Annotated in this window: 13 protein-coding genes; 7 read left to right on the top strand and 6 right to left on the bottom strand. The window is 71.7% G+C overall.

Annotated features, from left to right (window positions below):
- The first annotated feature begins 181 nt into the window (after positions 1 to 181).
- Positions 182 to 1243: a DMT family transporter gene (locus MVG78_RS05130; RefSeq protein ID WP_247558811.1), complete on the top strand. Its 1062-nt coding sequence runs from the start codon at positions 182 to 184 to the stop codon at positions 1241 to 1243.
- Here the strand turns inward: MVG78_RS05130 and MVG78_RS05125 are convergent.
- From MVG78_RS05125 to MVG78_RS05115, 3 genes are all read right to left on the bottom strand, one after another.
- The gene (locus MVG78_RS05125; protein ID WP_247558809.1) at positions 1230 to 2222 is read right to left on the bottom strand and encodes a Bug family tripartite tricarboxylate transporter substrate binding protein; all 993 of its coding nucleotides are present in this window, start codon (positions 2220 to 2222) and stop codon (positions 1230 to 1232) included. The two genes, MVG78_RS05130 and MVG78_RS05125, sit on opposite strands and share 14 nt — an antisense overlap.
- A 105-nt stretch (positions 2223 to 2327) precedes the next feature.
- A complete protein-coding gene (gene kdgD / locus MVG78_RS05120; protein ID WP_247558807.1) occupies positions 2328 to 3251 on the bottom strand; it encodes a 5-dehydro-4-deoxyglucarate dehydratase in 924 nt (307 codons plus the stop codon).
- Positions 3252 to 3339: 88 nt separating this feature from the next.
- A complete protein-coding gene (locus MVG78_RS05115; protein ID WP_247558805.1) occupies positions 3340 to 4152 on the bottom strand; it encodes a FadR/GntR family transcriptional regulator in 813 nt (270 codons plus the stop codon).
- Positions 4153 to 4405: 253 nt separating this feature from the next.
- On the opposite strand from MVG78_RS05115, the gene MVG78_RS05110 reads away from it, so the two are divergent.
- The 3 genes from MVG78_RS05110 to fbaA all read left to right on the top strand — a co-directional run bounded on the left by MVG78_RS05110 (position 4406) and on the right by fbaA (position 6848).
- Entirely contained in the window at positions 4406 to 4771 is a 366-nt protein-coding gene (locus MVG78_RS05110) for a hypothetical protein (protein ID WP_247558803.1), read from the top strand.
- 38 nt (positions 4772 to 4809) lie between these two features.
- Positions 4810 to 5469 carry a hypothetical protein gene (locus tag MVG78_RS05105; protein WP_247558801.1) on the top strand — a complete coding sequence of 220 codons (660 nt, stop codon included), beginning with the start codon at positions 4810 to 4812 and terminating at the stop codon, positions 5467 to 5469.
- 281 nt (positions 5470 to 5750) lie between these two features.
- On the top strand, positions 5751 to 6848 hold the full coding sequence (gene fbaA, locus MVG78_RS05100) for a class II fructose-bisphosphate aldolase (RefSeq protein ID WP_247558799.1): 1098 nt from the start codon (positions 5751 to 5753) through the stop codon (positions 6846 to 6848).
- A 39-nt stretch (positions 6849 to 6887) separates the two neighbouring features.
- Here fbaA and MVG78_RS21480 read toward each other — a convergent pair whose 3' ends face one another.
- From MVG78_RS21480 to MVG78_RS05085, 3 genes are all read right to left on the bottom strand, one after another.
- Positions 6888 to 7637, bottom strand: coding sequence for a helix-turn-helix domain-containing protein (locus MVG78_RS21480; RefSeq protein ID WP_282615050.1), 750 nt, complete (start codon positions 7635 to 7637; stop codon positions 6888 to 6890).
- 168 nt (positions 7638 to 7805) lie between these two features.
- The gene (locus MVG78_RS05090; RefSeq protein ID WP_247558797.1) at positions 7806 to 8771 is read right to left on the bottom strand and encodes a hypothetical protein; all 966 of its coding nucleotides are present in this window, start codon (positions 8769 to 8771) and stop codon (positions 7806 to 7808) included.
- A complete protein-coding gene (locus tag MVG78_RS05085; protein ID WP_247558796.1) occupies positions 8768 to 10036 on the bottom strand; it encodes a hypothetical protein in 1269 nt (422 codons plus the stop codon). The genes MVG78_RS05090 and MVG78_RS05085 overlap by 4 nt, the downstream gene beginning before the upstream one ends.
- A 146-nt stretch (positions 10037 to 10182) precedes the next feature.
- Here MVG78_RS05085 and MVG78_RS05080 point away from each other — a divergent pair, with 146 nt between their 5' ends.
- Genes MVG78_RS05080 through MVG78_RS05070 form a run of 3 tightly spaced genes read left to right on the top strand, consistent with a single transcriptional unit; the run spans position 10183 to position 13182 of the window.
- Entirely contained in the window at positions 10183 to 11166 is a 984-nt protein-coding gene (locus MVG78_RS05080; protein WP_247558794.1) for a Bug family tripartite tricarboxylate transporter substrate binding protein, read from the top strand.
- Positions 11163 to 11642 carry a tripartite tricarboxylate transporter TctB family protein gene (locus MVG78_RS05075; protein WP_247558792.1) on the top strand — a complete coding sequence of 160 codons (480 nt, stop codon included), beginning with the start codon at positions 11163 to 11165 and terminating at the stop codon, positions 11640 to 11642. Before MVG78_RS05080 ends, MVG78_RS05075 begins: the two co-directional genes overlap by 4 nt.
- A 4-nt stretch (positions 11643 to 11646) precedes the next feature.
- Positions 11647 to 13182, top strand: a complete 1536-nt coding sequence (locus tag MVG78_RS05070) for a tripartite tricarboxylate transporter permease (protein ID WP_247558790.1) — start codon at positions 11647 to 11649, stop codon at positions 13180 to 13182.
- Positions 13183 to 13199 lie beyond the last annotated feature (17 nt).

The following is a 13199-nucleotide window of genomic DNA, read 5'->3' as shown; positions in this document are numbered from 1 at the left end:
ATAGGAAACGCCGAAACGGCGGAAGGTTCCCGGAGGGAAAGGCCCGGCGGGCCGGGCCGGTCCCGGGCGAGGCGGAGCGGGCGGGAGGCTGGGTCCCGGTCCGGCCCATGCCCGGCGGCGCGCGATTTGCCTAGCCTGCCGGCCTGGGCGGGACCCGCCTCCCCTTCCGTTGGATATCCGTGTGATCCTTTCCGTCCTCTGGCTGCCGGCGACGCTCGGGGCCGCCTTCTTCCAGTCCTGGCGCACGGCGATGCAGCAGCGGCTGCGCGGCGCGATGTCGGTGAACGCCGCCGGGCTGGTGCGCTTCCTCTATGGCGCCCCCACGGCGCTGGGGCTGCTGCTGCTGCACGGGCTGCTGCTGGGCGGCGCGATGCCGCGGCCGGGCTGGGCCTTCCTCGGCTGGGCGCTGGTGGGCGGGACGGTGCAGATCCTCGGCACCAACCTGCTGATCATGAGCTTCAGCTACCGCAACTTCGTGGTCGGCACGGCCTACAGCAAGACGGATGCGATGCAGGGCGCGATCCTGGGCACGCTGGTGCTGGGGGAGGTGCTGCGGCCCCTGGCCTGGCTCGGCGTGCTGGTGAGCGTGGCGGGGGTGCTGGTGCTCTCGCTGGCGGGCAAGGCCAGCGGGCCGCGCGACCTGCTGCGCGCGACGGTGCAGCCGGCGGCGCTGTGCGGGCTGGGGGCGGGGCTGGCCTTCGCCGCCACCGGCATGTTCACCAAGCTGGCCATGGCCTCGCTGCCGCCCGGCACGGATGCGGTGCGCGGGGCGCTGGTGGCGCTGACGGCGATGAACATCCTGCAATCGCTGATGCAGGGCGGCTGGATGCTGTGGCGGGAGCCGGAGCACCTGCGCGCGGTCTTCCGCGGCTGGCGCAAGGCGGCGCCGGTGGGGGCGCTCTCGGCGCTGGGCTCGGCCTGCTGGTTCACCGGCTTCGCCCTGGCGCCGCTGGGGCTGGTGCGGGCGGTGGGGGCAGGTCGAGATCCTGATGACCATGATGCTGGGCCGCTTCTACCTGCGGGAAAGCTTCACCCGGCCGGAGGTGGCGGGGGCGATGACGGTGGTGGCGGGGGTGCTGCTGGTGCTGGCCGGGGCGTGAGCGCGCCGGTTCCGGGCGCGCCCGCCCGGCGCGGTGCCGGGGGCGATTCCGGCCCCCGGCGGGCGCGGGGCCCCGCCAGCCCCGCGTGCGATACCGGGCTGCGAAAGCCGGAACTTTCGCGAACCGGTCTCAGTCCGGCGTGATGTTGCCGCGGCGGACGACCTCCTTCCAGCGGGCGATCTCACCCTTCTGGAAGGCGGCGAACTCGGCCGGGGTACTGCCCACGACCTCGAAGCCGATCTCGTCCATGCGGCGGCGGGTGTCGGGATGGCGCAGCGCCGCCAGGATGGCGGCGTGGACACGGGTGGCGAGGTCCGGCGCCATGCCGGCGGGGCCGCCGATCGCCTGCCAGGAATAGACGGTGAAGCCCTGCAGCCCGGCCTCGATACCCGTCGGCACCTCGGGGAGGAGGGCGGAGCGCGATTCGCTGGTGATCAGGATGGGCTTCACGCGGCCGTCGCGGATCTGCGGCAGGATGGAGCCGAGATTCTGGAAGGAGAGCTGGACGTTGCCGGCGATCAGGTCGGTGGTGGCGGGGGCGCCGCCGGCATAGGGGATGTGCGAGATCTCCGTGTCGGTGACCTGCTTGAACATCTCCATGGTCAGATGGTCGGAGGAGCCGACGCCGGAGGTGGAGTAGGAGGTGGCGCCCTTGCGCGCCTTCAGCCATTCCACGAGCCCGGCGAGATGGCCGGCCTTCACCTGCGCGGGGTTCACCACCAGGACATTGGGCGTGCGCACGGTCTGGCTGAGGCCGGTGAAGTCGCGCACCGGGTCGTAGCCGAGATTGGGGCGCAGCGCGGCGTTGATGGCCCAGGTGCTGATCGGCGCGTGCATCAGCGTGTGGCCATCGGGGGCGGAGCGGATGACGAAGCGGGCGCCGATCTCCCCGGTGGCGCCGGGGCGGTTCTCCACCACCACGGGCTTGCCGATCCCCTGCTGCATCTGCACCCCGATGGCGCGCGCCACGATGTCGGAGGAGGAGCCCGGGGCGAAGGGGGAGACGATGGTGACGGTGCGCTCCGGCCAGGCCGCCTCCGCCCGCGCGGCGCGGGGGAGGAGCGCGGGGGCACCCAGGAGAGGCGTGAGGAGCGAGGCGCGCAGGAATCCACGGCGGTGCATGTTTCGTCTTTTCCTTCCCGGACGGAACCGCAGCCCTGTTGCGGGATGCGGTGAGGTGGATGGCGTGGCGGCCTCCCCGCCGCCACGCCGCCTGTTGCGGGCCGCCTATTGCGGGCCGAGTTTCTCGACCAGCGCGCGCAGGCTTTGCTTCTCCTCCGCCGTCAGGTCGCTGAGCGGCGAGCGCACCGGGCCGGCGCCGCGGCCGATGATCCCGGCACCCGCCTTGACGATGCTGACCGCATAGCCCGGCTGGCGGTTGCGGATGGCGAGGTAGGGGAAGAAGAAGTCCTTCAGCAGCCGGTTCACGGTCGCCATGTCGCCGGTGGTGACGGCGGCATAGAATTCCTGCGCCGTGCGCGGGATGAAGTTGAACACCGCCGAGGAATAGGTCGGCACGCCCATGGCGAGATAGGCGGCGGCATAGACCTCCGCCGTCGGCAGGCCACCGAGATAGGTCAGCCGGTCGCCCAGCGCGCTGTAGACGGCGGTCATCGCCTCGATGTCGCCGACGCCGTCCTTGAAGCCGATCAGGTTCGGGCATTCCTCGGCCACGGCGGCCAGGGTCTCGGGCCTCAGCCGGCAGTTGGCGCGGTTGTAGACGATGACGCCGAGCGAGGTGGCCTTGCAGACCGCCGCGATATGGGCGCGCAGCCCGGCCTGGGAGGTTTCGGTGAGGTAGGGCGGCATCAGCAGGATGCCGGCGGCGCCGAGTCGCTCGGCCTCCTGCGCGTATTCGATGGCGGTGCGGGTGCCGTAGCCGGCGCCGGCCACGATGGGGAGCTGCCCGGCCGCGCCTTCCACCGCCGCCTTCACCACCTGGGAATACTCGCCCGGGGTGAGGGAGAAGTACTCGCCCGTACCGCCGGCGGCGAAGAGCGTGGCGGTGCCATAGGGCGAGAGCCATTCCAGGCGGCGGCGGTAGCCGTCCACATCCAGGTCGCCGGAGGGGGTGAAATCCGTCACCGGGAAGGAAAGGAGCCCGGTGGGCAGCTTCGCCTTCAGGGCCTCCGGGGTGAAATGCTCCGCCATGCCGCTCTCCATCGTCTGGATGTAAACATATAGTGGTATGACGTCTTATGAATAAGCCTTCCGGAAGGCAAGCGGGAAGATACGCGGCTCAGCCGGCGGCGATGGCGGAGACCGCCTCCCGCAGGCGTTCCCGGCTGTTCAGCAGGTGCAGGCGCATCGCGGCGCGCGCGCCTTCGCCATCGCCATGCAGGATGGCGGTGGCGATCTGCACATGCTCGATGCGCAGGATGCGGAGATAGGCCGCCCGGGCCTCTGCATCGCGGAAGAGTTCCAGCCGGGAGCGCGGGACGAGCTGCGCGGGCAGGCCCGAGAGCAGCGTCTCGAAATAGGCATTGCCGCAGCAGGCGGCGATCTGGAGATGGAAGGCGCGGTCCATGGCGGTGGAGCCCCCGGCATCGGAAGGGTCGGTGCCGAAGCGTTCCGCGGCCTGCAGCAGGGCCTGGGCCTGGTCCTCGCCACGGCGCTGGGCGGCCAGCCAGGCGGCCTCGGATTCCAGCGCGACCCGCACCTCGATCAGGCGCAGCATCTCCTCCGCCGTATCGATCTGCGAGGCTTCCAGCCGGTAGTGCGGCGCCTGGGGCGCGGCGAGCACGAACATGCCGCGCCCCTGTTCCACCGACAGGCGCCCGGCGGCGCGAAGGCTGGAGACGGCCTCCCGGATCACGGTGCGGCTGACGCCATAGCGGGCGATCAGCTCCTTCTCGGTCGGCAGCTTGTCGCCCGGGCGCAGCTCGCCCGCCTCGATCCGGGCGGACAGGTCGCCGCAGACCTGAACGGCGAGGCTGGCGCGGCGGGGCTGCGCCACGGAGCGCGGCAGGAGGGTGCCACCGGGTCCGGCCGGGCCATCCCCGCGGGAAGCCGCGGGCCGGGGATCGGATGGGGAGACTGCGGATCGGGCCATGGTCGGTCTCCGTCCTGGCGGGTCAGAGAGGGAAAGCGGGAAGGATGCATAGATCGCCCGTCATATGACTTCCAGATGACATTGCGGTGGACCGGATGGGGGCAAGGCAGTCCGGCGGACGATGCGGCACGCGTGCAATTGCAGCGACGTTCACAGCTTGGTGGGATCGCAATCACCAGTTGACACGATCTAAAGGTATTATTAAAAATTGAGACGTTAGCATTTAAATGAAATGCCACGAGGAGACAGATCGATGCGTGCCATTCTCAGAACCTCCCTCATGGCGAGCGCCCTCGCCCTGGGCGCGACCATCCCGGGCATCGCCATGGCGCAGAACTTTTCCGGCAGCAGCCAGTTCAGCAGCGCCGGCGTGACCGGCGGCAGCTTTGCCAAGGGCATCGGCGACACCAGCGCCTCCTCCCAGAGCGCGGGCAAGGTCTACTCCTTCAACAGCGGCGGCACTTCCAGCGTGGAAGGCCTCTCGGCCACCTGGGGCGCCGCCACGGGCGCGGGCTCGTCCTTCGCCAGCGGCGTGGACTTCAGCGGCAGCGCCTGGCAGGGCGCGTTCACCGGCCAGGGCTTCGCGCCCGTCGGGGCGGGCCAAGGGGTGGGCCAGTGAGCCGCGCGGCGCGGCAGCCGGCTGGGCGGGGCGTGCCGATGGCACGCCTCCTCGGCGCTGGCGTGCTGGCGGTGGGGGTGGCGTTCGCCGCCCTTCCCGCCTCGGCCCAGACCCAGTCCAGCAGCACCTCGGCGGGTGCGGTGGCGAATGCCATCGTGGTCAGCGGCTCCGGCTCCAGCAGCGGTTCCAACACCGTCACCTACAAGGGCGGCGTCGAGAACGTGCCGAGCGTCTATGGCGCGCTGTCCGTGGCGCCCTGCACCACCGCGGCGCAGATCGGCGGCGCCTTCCTGGGCGGCGGCTTCACCGCCTCGCTCGGCAGCGAGAGCGAGGGCTGTGCCCGGCGCGCCAACGCGGCCGCCTTCCATGCCATGGGCCGCGATGACGTGGCGATCGCCATCCTGTCGCAGGACCCGAACGTCGCCAAGGCGCTGCGGGACGTGGAGCAGGCCAGGCTGGCGGCGGCCCAGGCGCAGCAGGCCCAGCAGGCGCGCTTCGCCCCCGTGATGGTGGCGCCGGCGGAGCCCGAGAACGTCATGGTCCGGCCCGCCGGCCAGCCCATGGGGCAGCCCCGGTTGCAGCAGGTCCGCGCCCAGGTGCCGGTTGCCACGGCCCAGCGCCCCGACTGGTGCCTCCGCGCCGCGCCGACCACCCAGGCCGGGCGCGACTATGTGCGGCAGGTCTGCGGCCAGGGCTGAGCGCGATCCGCCCGTCCGCGGGGCCCGCTCCAGACCCTTCCGCCACCCTGTCGCGGTGCCCTTTCCACCCCCGGCCAAAGGCCCCGAAGGGGTTTACGGGGGCCCTTCCCGACCGGCGGAAACGGCCCGCTTCCGTTTCCGCCCCGGCCTGAGGCCCAGCCCTGCCCGGGCGAGAAGCTCCACAAGGGGCTTCGCAGACATATTCCCGGCCCCGCCCCGGTCCCCTGGGCGGCGCAGCATGCTAGAAGGACCGGCAGAACTGTCCGCCGAAGGGATATCCCATGAGTGATGCAGCGACCCTGAACCCGGCCACCCGCCTGAAGCCGGGTGTCGTCTCCGGCAAGGACTATGCGACGCTGGTCGCGGCCTGCAAAGCCGGCGGCTATGCCCTGCCCGCAGTGAACGTGGTCGGCAGCGACAGCATCAACGCGGTGATGGAAGCCGCCGCGAAGAACAAGTCCGACGTCATCATCCAGCTTTCCAACGGCGGTGCCCGCTTCATGGCCGGCGAGGGCTGCCCCGACGCCGCCAAGGCGCGCGTCCTGGGCGCGGTGTCCGCCGCGCAGCACGTGCATCTGCTGGCCGAGCAGTACGGCATCTGCGTGGTGCTCCACACCGACCATGCCGACCGCAAGCTGGTGCCCTGGGTGGATGCGCTGATCGACCACAGCGAGGAGCACTTCGCCAAGACGGGCAAGCCGCTCTTCTCCTCGCACATGCTCGACCTCTCGGAAGAGGCGCTGGAGCCGAATGTCGAGGAATGCGTGCGCGTGCTGAAGCGCATGGCGCCGATGGGCATGAGCCTGGAGATCGAGCTGGGCGTGACCGGCGGCGAGGAGGACGGCATCGGCCACGAGCTGGAGGAGTCCGCCGACAACGCGCATCTCTACACCCAGCCCGAGGACGTGCTCTACGCCTATGAGAAGCTGAGCCCGGTCGGCCATTTCACCGTGGCGGCCTCCTTCGGCAACGTCCATGGCGTCTATGCGCCGGGCAACGTGAAGCTGCGGCCCGAGATCCTGAAGGCTTCGCAGGCGCTGGTCTCCGAGCGCCATGGCGGCGGGGCCAAGCCGCTGAACCTCGTCTTCCACGGCGGATCGGGCTCCGAGAAGGAGAAGATCCACGAGGCGGTGAGCTACGGCGTGTTCAAGATGAACATCGACACGGACACGCAGTTCGCCTTCGCCAAGCCGGTGGGCGAGTATGTGAAGGCGAACCCGAAGGCCTTCGAGTTCCAGGTCGATCCGGAAACCGGCAAGCCGTACAAGAAGCTCTACGACCCGCGGAAGTGGCTGCGCGCGGGCGAGCTCGGCATCGTCGAGCGCCTGGCGGAGGCCTTCACGGATCTCGGCTCCAAGGGCAAGAGCATCGCGGGCTGACGCCCGCCCCCGGCCGCGCGAGCGTGCCGGGGGGATGCCTCAGGCGGCGCGGGGCTGGGCCGGGGCGAGGCCGCGCAGCAGATCCCGGTCGCCGATCAGGGCCGCGAGGCTCCGCATCTCGGTCAGGATGGCCGGCAGCAGCCTCTGCCCTTCGGGATAGGACAGGTCCGGCACCAGCAGGCTGATGGCGACGGCTTCCTCCCGCGCCGGGTCGAGCACCGCGAAGGCCAGGCTTTCCTGCCGCTCCTCCGGTCCCGGCAGGCGCACGAGGCTTTCCCGCCGCGCCGCCGCCACGATCCGCGCCACCGCCTCCGCCCCGGGTTCCGGCGGCACCTGTTCCAGCAGCGCCGGCAGGGCGGGTTCGGGCAGCCGTGCCAGCAGCGCCAGCCCCGCCACATCGTCCCAGGCGGGAACACGGCTGGGGAGCGGGGCCACCGGCAGGCCATCCTTCATCCGCATCAGCCGCACCACCTGCGCCCCGTCCAGCAGGCTGACCTCGCCGGTCAGCCGCCCGAGCCGGGACAGGCGCAGCAGCACCGCCTGAGCCTCCCGCCACTGGACGGAGCCGTTCCGCAGGACCTGCCCCAGGTCGAGATGCAGCAGCCCCGGCCGGTAGCGGCGGGAACCGGGCACGGCATCGATGAAGCCGGCCTCCCGCATCGCGCGCAGCACGCGTGAGGCGTTGCTCTTCGGCAGGTGCAGCAGGTCCGCCACCTCGGAGGTGGTCAGTTCCGGGTGGTCCGGCGAGAAGCAGCGCAGCACCGCGGCGGCGGTGTTCAGCATCGACATGGCGGTTCAGACCTCAATGCGCCCGGGGAAGCCAGGGCGACGGGGCCGTTCCACCGGCGCGGAAGGCGCGGCGGAACGGCGGTACCGGGGCCATGGGACCCGGGCGGTGGGTGTGCAGGGACAGAAGACTGACGGCCAAACTTACCTTCATGCATGAATGTCGGGAGGTTACAGCGCCTCCCGCCCGGGGGCTACCCCCCGCCCAGCAGCCCGTCCAGCAGGTCCCGCAGCAGCCCTGCCCCCTGTTCCAGCCCGTCCAGCTTCAGCGGCCGGCCCGCGGCGGCCCCCAGCGCCGGGGAAGTGGGGGCCGGGGGAGCGCCCGCCATGGTCCCGGGGGAAGCCCCCGGCGGCGGGCACGGGCATGGGGCCGCCGCGGTCCTGCGCCAGTTCCCGGGCCGAGAGCCTGCCATCCCCGTCATAGTCCAGGCTGCCCACCATCACCCGGGCGGCGGCGAGCCCGCCCAGCAGCGGCCCGCCCACGGAAAGCAGGTCGTCATCCCCCGCCGTGCCCGCCCGCACGGCGATCATCCAGCCCAGGCCGCGCGCGATGCGGGCGATCTCGGCCGGGCCGAGCAGCCGGTCGCCCGACACATCCGCCGCCGCGACCACCGCCTCCGCGCAGGACAGGGCGGTGGCGCCGGGCATGCAGCCCGCCTCCATCCGCTCCACCGCGCCCATCACGGCCGCCCCTTCGCCATGCCGCAGCATCCAGGCCAGGGGCGGCGGCTCGCAGCGCCGCCAGGTGATCACCGGGACATCGCCGGGCAGGCCGGTATCCAGGGTCTTGGCCTCGGGTTCCGCTGTTTCCAGCCCGGCATCGCGGGCGCGCAGCAGCAGGCGCGGGGCCTCCACCCCCTCGGAGGTGCCGAGCAGCCAGCCGGGGATGTCGCGCAGCGCGGTGAAACGGTCGAGCCGCGAGGGCCCCTTGCCGATCCGCGCGGCGGAACGCGCGGTCAGCGCCAGCATCGCCTCCGGCGCCTCGCAGGAACCGGCGAACCAGTTGCCGCGCAGCGCCACGGGAATGGCATGCGGCGCCTGGGCGGCGGCGGGCATGGCGGCCAGCAGCACCGGCAGGGCCAGGGCCGCCGCCAGACAGCGCAGCAGGAAAGCGGATCGCGGGGGAAAGGGCTTCATCGCAGGGCGAGTTCCTGGCCGGAGCACAGATCGACGGAATCGTGGCGGATCTCGGTCCCGTCCCGCAGCACGGCCAGCAGGCTGGCGGCGCAGGCGCCGGGCTCCGGCGGCGCCAGGTCCAGCGTCTCGCCCACCCCCAGCACGTTGCGGCCCAGCCGGTCCGGCCCCCGCTCCGGTGCCCCCGCCGGAGCGGCGCCCTCCTTCCGGGGTGCATCCACGTAGAGTTGCACCACCGGCACCCGCGCGGCGTTGCGCAGGCGCAGGCTGCCCGGGCGCGGCGGCGGCGGTTCCGCCAGCCCGGCATCCAGCCGCGCGGCCACGGTCCAGCCGGGGCGGAAGACGATCAGCGTCTCGGCGCAGAGATCCACCTCCCGCCGCTCCTCCGCCGCACCGTTGGGAAAGACGATGCGCATGTCGGCGGTGCAGTCCACCGCGATGTCGAGCCGCCGGCGGCTGCCGCGCTCCAGCGGCGTTTCCAGCCGGTCCGGCCCCCATTCGTCCTTGTCGGTGCCGGAGATGTAGAGCTCCGCGATCGGCGCGTCATGCCGGTTCAGGAAGCTCAGCGGGATGTCCGGCGGGTGGGGCACGCCGCTGCCGTCGAAGACCAGGTTCCGCACCGAGCAGGCATCCACCCCGCGCTTCTCCTCCGCTTCGTCATTCTCGTAGACAGCCCGCAGGTCCACGCGGCAGTCGGGCACGCGCAGCGTCAGGCGGAAGGTCTCCCCATCCCCCACGGGTTCCTCGCCCAGCCGGTCCACGCCCCAATTGGGGGCGCCGTTCCGGTCACGCAGCCGCCCGGCGGGCAAGGCGTAGAGCTCCCGCAGCGCCTGGCCGGAACGGTTCTCGATCAGCAGGGACCGCTTCGGCACCGCCGGGTCGCCGAAGACCAGGCGCGGGCTCCGGCACAGGTCCTGCCGCGCCCGCTTCTCCTCCGAATCATCGGCGAAGACCGCGGTCACCTCGAAGACGCATTCCCGCCCCCGGCCCAGCCGCAGGCGCGTGCTGGCATCCGGGCCGAGCATCTCGTTGCCCAGCCGGTCCGTCCCGCGCTCCGCGGCGCCCTCCGGGCGCAGGTACAGCTCCCGCAGCGGCATGTCGGTGGCGTTCTGCACCACCACCTCGCGCTCCGCCGTGCGGGCCGGGGCCTGCGGCTGGCGCGGCGGCGTCGCGGCCCATGCCGCCGGGATGGCGGGCAGGAAGGCTGCGATGCCGGCCAGCAGGGAGAGGGCCAGAAGGCCCGCCGCCCCCGGAACGCATGCCCGCATCCACAATCCCCCGAATCCAGAGACCCAAGATTCACAACCACTCCTCCGGACGCAAGCCGCGCGGCACCGGACCGTCCCGTGAATTGCCCTTTCCGGGCCGCTTGTTAAGCTGGCGTCACAACACGACAACAATAGGGAACGCCATCGTGCTCCGTCGCAGCCTCCTGCTCTCCTCCCTGCTGGCGCCCACCGCGGGGGCCGCGCTGCTCGCCGGCCTGCCCCGCCACGCCCTGGCGGCACCGATCCTGCGCAGCCTGCACATGTTCATCCCGGCCAATCCCGGCGGCGGCTGGGACGGCCTCGGCCGCGCCATCGAGCAGGTGGCGCGCGAGGGCGGGCTGGTGGAAACCTTCCAGTTCGAGAATGTCGGCGGCGCCGGCGGCATGGTCGGCCTGCCCCGCTTCATCTCACAGCGCCGTAACAAGCCGGACAGCCTGCTGGTCGGCGGCAGCATCATGGTGGGCGCGGCGATCAGCAACAAATCGCCCTACAGCCTCAAGGACGTGACCCCGATCGCCCGGCTGACCGCCGAGGCCGCCGCCATCGTGGTGCCCGCCGACAGCGCCTACAAGGATATCGGGCAGTTCGCCGCCGCGCTGAAGGCCGATCCGCGCGCCGTGCCGGTGGCGGGCGGCAGCGCCGGGGGCACCGACCACATCGTGCTGGGCCAGCTCATCAAGGCCATGGGCCGCTCGGCCAAGGATGCGAACTTCGTCGCCTTCGCCGGCGGCGGCCCGGCCATGGCGGCCATCCTGGGCGGGCAGGTGAAGGCCGGCATCTCCGGCTGGGCCGAGTTCTCCGAGCAGGTGAAGGCCGGACGGCTGCGGGCGCTGGCCACCTCGGGCGAGAAGCGGGTCGATCCCGGCGTGCCCACGCTGAAGGAAAGCGGGCTCGACGTGGTGGCCACCAACTGGCGCGGCGTCTTCGGCCCGCCGGGGCTGAAGCCCGACGGGCACGAGACGCTGATCCGCTTCGTCACCGCCCTGCACGGCCTGCCGGCCTGGAAGCAACTGCTGGAGACGCGCGGCTGGGACGACGACTTCCTCGCCGGCAAGGCCTTCGAGACCTTCCTGGCGGAGGACACGAAGACCACCGAATCCGTCCTCAGGGACCTCGGGCTCGCCGCATGAACCGCAGCTCCCGGCCCGACCTGCTGGTCGGGCTCGGGGTGGTGGGGCTGGGCCTGCTGACGGTCTGGCAGGCCCTCGTCATCCCGCCCACCCCCGTCTATGCGGAGGTCAGCGCCGCGCTGGTCCCCTGGCTGGTGGCCTTGCTGCTGCTCGGCCTCGGCACCGGCCTCTGCGTCTCCGCCCTGCGCGGCGGCTGGAGCCACGCGCTGGAGGAGATGCAGGACGCGCCGCCGGTCAACTGGCGTTCGCTCGGGCTGATGGCGGCGGCTCTCCTCGTGCAGGTCGCGCTGATCGAATGGCTCGGCTTCGTCATCGCCTCCACCATCCTCTACGTGCTGGTCTGCGCCGCCTTCGGCTCGCGCCATCCGCTGCGCGACCTGCTGATCGGCGCCGCGGTCACGCTCGTCGCCTATCTCGCCTTCAGCCACCTCCTCGGCGTGAACATCGGCGCCGGCGTGCTGGAAGGGATCCTCTGAGCCCATGGACACCTTCGCGGGCCTCTCGCTCGGCTTCGGCAACGCGCTGTCGCCGGCCAATCTCGGCTGGGCGCTGCTCGGCTGCTTCCTCGGCACCGCCGTCGGCGTGCTGCCGGGCATCGGCCCGGCGCTCACCATCGCGCTGCTGTTGCCGATCACCTTCAAGGTCTCGGCCACCGGCGCCTTCATCCTGTTCTGCGGCGTCTTCTACGGCGCGATGTATGGCGGCTCCACCACCTCCATCCTGCTGAACACGCCGGGCGAGAGCGGCTCGATCATCACCGCGCTGGAAGGCGCCAAGATGGCCCGCAACGGCCGCGCCGGCCCGGCGCTGGTGACGGCGGCGGTCGGCTCCTTCATCGCCGGCACGGTCGGCACGCTGGGCATCTCCTTCCTCGGCCCGATCCTGGTGGAACTGGCGCTCAAGCTCGGCCCGGCCGAGTATTTCTGCCTGATGGTGCTCTGCTTCGTCACCGTCTCCGCCGTGCTCGGCGGCTCCGCGCTGCGCGGCCTCACCTCGCTCGCCTTCGGGCTGATGCTGGGCCTCGTCGGAGTGGACCTGCAGACCGGCCAGCCGCGCATGACCTTCGGCATGATCGACCTGCTGGACGGCATCGACGTGGTGCTCGTCGCCGTGGCGCTTTTCGCGGTGGGGGAGACGCTCTACCTCGCCTGGCGGCATGTGGAAGGCAAGCAGGTGGTCCGCCCCGTCGGCCGCCTGTGGATGAGCCGCACGGACTGGAAGCGTTCCTTCTGGCCCTGGATCCGCGGCTCGGCGCTGGGCTTTCCCTTCGGCGTCATGCCGGCGGGCGGCACCGAGATGCCGACCATGCTGAGCTATTACGCCGAGCGCCGGATGGTGAAGCCGGAATTCGAGAAGGAATTCGGCACCACCGGCGCCATCGAGGGCGTGGCCGGGCCGGAGGCCGCCAACAACGCCGCCGCCGCCGGTATCCTGGTGCCCATGCTCACCCTCGGCCTGCCGACCTCGGCCACGGCGGCGATCATGCTCAATGCCTTCCAGTCCTATGGCATCCAGCCCGGGCCGCTGCTCTTCACCTCCCAGCCCGAGCTGGTCTGGACGCTGATCGCCTCGCTCTACATCGCCAACGTCATGCTGGTGGTGCTGAACCTGCCGCTGGTCGGGCTCTGGGCGCGCATCCTCACCATCCCGACGCCGCAGCTCTATGCCGGCATCCTGGTCTTCGCCACGATCGGCACCTACGGCATCAGCAACAGCGTGACCGACCTGATCCTGCTCTACGTGATCGGGGTGATCGGGATGTTCATGCGCCGCTTCGACTTCCCCACCGCGCCCGTGGTCATCGGCATGATCCTGGGCCCGATGGCGGAACAGGCGATGCGGCAGGCGCTGACCATCAGCCAGGGCGACTGGACGGTCTTCCTCACCCGCCCGATCTCGCTGGCGCTGCTGATCATCGCCGCCTTCGCCCTGCTCGGCCCGCGCCTCTACGGCGCCTGGGCCCGGCGCCGGGGACTGATAGGCGGCAACAGCAGCAGCGACGGGGTGGACGCCTGACGGGATCGGACACCCGA

Origin of the sequence: Roseomonas gilardii subsp. gilardii (assembly GCF_023078375.1) — a bacterium.
Classification (GTDB): Bacteria; Pseudomonadota; Alphaproteobacteria; order Acetobacterales; family Acetobacteraceae; genus Roseomonas; species Roseomonas gilardii.
This window is presented reverse-complemented; position numbering and strand designations above follow the sequence as displayed.

Coding starts and splice junctions, on each gene's coding strand:
- MVG78_RS05125 (WP_247558809.1), bottom strand. CDS start 2,222: ATGCACCGCCGTGGATTCCTGCGCGCCTCGCTCCTCACGCCTCTCCTG.
- kdgD (WP_247558807.1), bottom strand. CDS start 3,251: ATGGCGGAGCATTTCACCCCGGAGGCCCTGAAGGCGAAGCTGCCCACC.
- MVG78_RS05115 (WP_247558805.1), bottom strand. CDS start 4,152: ATGGCCCGATCCGCAGTCTCCCCATCCGATCCCCGGCCCGCGGCTTCC.
- MVG78_RS05110 (WP_247558803.1), top strand. CDS start 4,406: ATGCGTGCCATTCTCAGAACCTCCCTCATGGCGAGCGCCCTCGCCCTG.
- MVG78_RS05105 (WP_247558801.1), top strand. CDS start 4,810: ATGGCACGCCTCCTCGGCGCTGGCGTGCTGGCGGTGGGGGTGGCGTTC.
- fbaA (WP_247558799.1), top strand. CDS start 5,751: ATGAGTGATGCAGCGACCCTGAACCCGGCCACCCGCCTGAAGCCGGGT.
- MVG78_RS21480 (WP_282615050.1), bottom strand. CDS start 7,637: ATGTCGATGCTGAACACCGCCGCCGCGGTGCTGCGCTGCTTCTCGCCG.
- MVG78_RS05090 (WP_247558797.1), bottom strand. CDS start 8,771: ATGAAGCCCTTTCCCCCGCGATCCGCTTTCCTGCTGCGCTGTCTGGCG.
- MVG78_RS05085 (WP_247558796.1), bottom strand. CDS start 10,036: ATGCGGGCATGCGTTCCGGGGGCGGCGGGCCTTCTGGCCCTCTCCCTG.
- MVG78_RS05075 (WP_247558792.1), top strand. CDS start 11,163: ATGAACCGCAGCTCCCGGCCCGACCTGCTGGTCGGGCTCGGGGTGGTG.
- MVG78_RS05070 (WP_247558790.1), top strand. CDS start 11,647: ATGGACACCTTCGCGGGCCTCTCGCTCGGCTTCGGCAACGCGCTGTCG.